The 3,700-nt window shown below is 62.1% G+C and carries 3 protein-coding genes; 1 reads left to right on the top strand and 2 read right to left on the bottom strand.

Translation table 11 applies throughout. The features are described from left to right. Positions 1-53: 53 nt before the first annotated feature. A complete protein-coding gene (locus tag IL54_RS01070; RefSeq protein WP_037472286.1) occupies positions 54-1,202 on the bottom strand; it encodes an FAS1-like dehydratase domain-containing protein in 1,149 nt (382 codons plus the stop codon). Between the two features lie 151 nt (positions 1,203-1,353). Next, on the bottom strand, positions 1,354-2,919 hold the full coding sequence (locus tag IL54_RS01065; RefSeq protein ID WP_037472284.1) for an acyl-CoA synthetase: 1,566 nt from the start codon (positions 2,917-2,919) through the stop codon (positions 1,354-1,356). A gap of 153 nt (positions 2,920-3,072) precedes the next feature. Between IL54_RS01065 and IL54_RS01060 the strand changes: the two genes are divergently transcribed. Then, positions 3,073-3,700: IclR family transcriptional regulator (locus tag IL54_RS01060; protein WP_037472523.1), on the top strand; the 628-nt coding region annotated here is incomplete at its 3' end.

Raw genomic sequence — 3,700 nt, 5'->3', positions numbered from 1 at the left:
CGCCGCCGCATATCGCTGCGGCGGCGGCCCTCCTCTCCTACCCCGTTACAGGATCAGGCTGGTTTGCTCGGCAATTCGGCGATCGAGGTGCCGAAGGCGGAGACTTCGCCGCGATGGGTGGTCGCCTGCTGCTGGATCTCGACATATTTCTTGCCGCTTTCCTCGAACTTGCGGATGACACTGCCGTCGATGTAGATCGCGTCGCCATCGGGATTATGACGGCGGATCTGGCACTTGCTGCGCGTCAGGAAGCCGTCGTCACCGATCCAGTTGGTGATGTGATGGGTCAGCCAGCTGCACCGTTCCGGGCCATAATCATAGGCGCCGGGCGCGCCGACTTCGAGCGCGAAGGCTTCGTCCCAATGGACCCGCTCCGGGCAGTCTGGCACGTTGAAGCGGTTGCGGATGCCAAGGCCCGGATGCGCCTGCTGCATCTGATTGGCCAGCTTGTTGGCGCGAATATAAAGACCGCCCCAGCCCTGCGCGTAGCAGATGAAGCCGGTGACCGTCATCGGCCCCTTCATCATGCGCGGCAGTTCGTCGCCGACTTGCACGTCTTCCCAATAGCGGGGCACCGAGCCGCGAATTTCCTCTTGGCTGTAGAGGCGGGTGAATTCGGCGAGTTCTTCCTCGGTATATTGCTCCACGCGGCCACGCGCTTCGGTATATTTGGTGCCGCGTTCGCGGGCTTCGTCGCGGTCGGTGCGGAATACCCAGCTGTCGCCTTCGGCCACCTTGTCGCCCGACTGGTTGAAGAAGTCGACATGGTAGATCTGCTGGAAGCTGCGGCCAGCGAACTTGGTATTATGTTCGACCAAATCCTTGAGATAGGCTTCGGTGCGGATCGTGTCGTTGCGCAGCACCGGCTTGTGCCAGGTCCAGTCGGCCCCCGCCCACATGGCATGGACGCCCGACAGGCCGCCGCAATAGCCCGAAATGATGCGGCTGGTCGTGAACAGGAAGCTGGGCAGCGCAACGAGCGAGCCATATTTGGTCTTTTCGGCATAGGCCGGATCGCACCACAGGGGATTATCGTCGCCAATGCCATGGGCATAGTGACGGATCGCGTCGCGGGTCGCTTCATAATTCCAAGGTTCGACCGTATTTTCGATCTTAACGCCAATGCGCTTGCGCAGGTCGTCCAGGCCTTCTTCGGTGATCTTGGGGAATTTATTGGTGGGGGCTTCCGCCAGTGTTGCCATGTCTTTTCTCCTGATAATGCATAATTTTAATTCCTCCCCGGCAAGGGGAGATGGATGGCCGCAGGCCAGACGGAGGGGTGTTCCCGTCTCGATAGGGTGACACCCCTCCACCGGCTTCGCCGGTCCCCCTCCCCTTGCAGGGGAGGGTTTTTTAGATCGCGGGTTCGACCAGTTTGGCGGCCTCGCGGTCTCGAAGGATTTTGCGGTGAACCTTGCCGGCCGGGGTCTTGGGCAGGTCGGTCACGAATTCCACGACGCGGGGGAATTCATGCTGGGCGAGTTTTTCGCGGGTGAAGGTCTGGAGTTCCTTCACCAGCGCGTCGCTGCCGTCGCAATTGGCGATGACGAACGCCTTGACCACCTGGCCGCGTTGCGGGTCGGGGACACCGATGACCGCACATTCCAACACCACGGGATGTTTGAGCAGCGTGTTTTCGATCTCGACCGCGCTCATCGTCCAGCCGGCCGAAATGATGACGTCGTCGGCGCGGCCGCAGTGATAGAAATAGCCGTCTTCGTCGATCTTCGCGCGGTCCTTGGTGGTTTCCCACTTGTCGCGCCGCCACAGCATCAGTTCGCCGATCTCGCCGGGGGTGGACGGTGTGCCATCAGGGCGCTGGACTTGTAGCTTCTGGCCGGGCACGGCTTTGCCGAGCGAACCGGGCTTGACGGTGAAATCATCGGCACCCGGATAATTGACCAGCACCACGCCGATTTCGGTCGTGCCGTACATGGAGCAGGCGGGCACTTTGAAATAGGTATCGATGAAGTCGAGCGTTGCCGGGTCGATCGGTTCGCCGGTGTAGGATAGCTTCTGGAAGTGGAAGGCAAAGTCCTCCGCCTTGCCGCTATTCTTCATCATGCGATAATGGGTCGCGGCGGCCGACATATTGGTGATCTGGTAATCGTCCAGCGCTTGCATGAGGCGGACGGGATCGAAGCGACCAGCAAAGGTGCCGGTGGTCACGCCCAGCCCCAGCGGGGCGAGCGTCCCATGCCACAGGCCATGCCCCCAAGCGGGCGAGGAGGGGCAGAAAAATTCGTCGCCCGGCCGGATGCCGGTGCCGTAGAGCGCGGCGAACATCAGCGTCACCAGCGCGCGGTGGCTATGCTTGACCGCTTCGGGTAGTTCGCGGGTGGTGCCGGACGTATATTGGAATACCGCTAGGTCATTCGCCTTGGTCTTGGGCGTATAGGTCGCGGGATATTTCTCAATCTCGTCCAGCAAGCCGTCATCGGCAACGACGACGCGGGGGCCGTTCATGCTGCGGGCGAGGTCTGCCTTTTCGCTGTTGGTGATCAGGATGGTCGGCTTGCAGTCGTCGACGCGCAGGCGCAGCGCATCGGGACCGAACAGGGTGAAGAGCGGCACCGAAATTGCACCGGTCTGCATCGCCCCGAACAGGCAGACATAGAAGGGCAAAGAGGGTTCGAGCATGAAGGCGATGCGTTCGCCGGGTAGAACGCCCTCTGCATCGAGCCAATGGGCAAAGCGCGCGGCACCTGCCGAAATTGTATCGAAGCTGAGAATTTCATCGCGGCCATCGGCGTGGGCGATGCGGACGGCGGCGCGGCCGCCGCCATCGGCGTGGCGGGTGATGCATTCATGCGCGATGTTGAGATGATCGCGGTCGCCGTCGAACAGATCCCAGGGGGCGTCGGACGTCGCATGCGCCTGCGCATCGGCATAGCTGCTATAGTCGGTGAGTTTGGCCATCCGTCCCGTCCATTCACTCTGTCGAATGGCGGAAGAGCCGCCTTCGTCATGATGGGCCCTGCATGTCATGGCGACTCATTCATTGTAAATCGCGAACAATGTTCTATATATTGAACACTCTGCTCCATCGCCGGAGCGATGGAGGCCTGTTGCATGAGTGACCTGATCCGCGCGCGTTCCCCCTCCCCCGTCCGCAAGGTCGCGGCGGCGGTGAAGGACAGTAAGGCTCCTGCCATAACCCGCGCGGCGGCGATCCTGCGGTTATTGGGACGGAGCGACCGGCCTTTGGGCGTTCAGGCGATCGCCAAGGAATTGGGGCTGGTGCCGTCCACCTGCCTCTATGTCCTGCGCGCGCTGGCGGAGGAGGAGCTGGTGTCGTTCGACGCAGACACCAAACGCTATGCGCTGGAGGCGGGCGTGCTGACGCTGGCGCGGCATTGGTTGCGGCGCGATCCGTTCAACGATCTGGCGCAACCGCTGCTCGACCGGCTGGCGCAGCGTTTTGGCCTGACCATGTTGGGGGTGCAGGCCGTGGGCCTCGATCATATGATCGTCGTCGCCATGGCGCAGTCGGGCAGCGGGTTTCAGCTCAGCACCCGGGTCGGCAGCCGCTTCCCGGCGCTGATCAGCGCGACGGGGCGCTGTATTGCGGCGTTCGGCGATTATCCGGTGGCGGAATTGAAGGCGCGGTTTGACCAGTTACGCTGGGACGATCCGCCTGCGTTCGACGATTGGATGGCGCAGTTACGCCAGACCCGCGCGCAGGGTTTTGCAGTGGATG

The sequence above is a fragment of the Sphingobium sp. ba1 genome (assembly GCF_000743655.1).
GTDB lineage: Bacteria > Pseudomonadota > Alphaproteobacteria > Sphingomonadales > Sphingomonadaceae > Sphingobium.
Note: the sequence above shows the minus strand (reverse complement) of the source record. Positions and strands in the feature narration are given on the sequence as shown.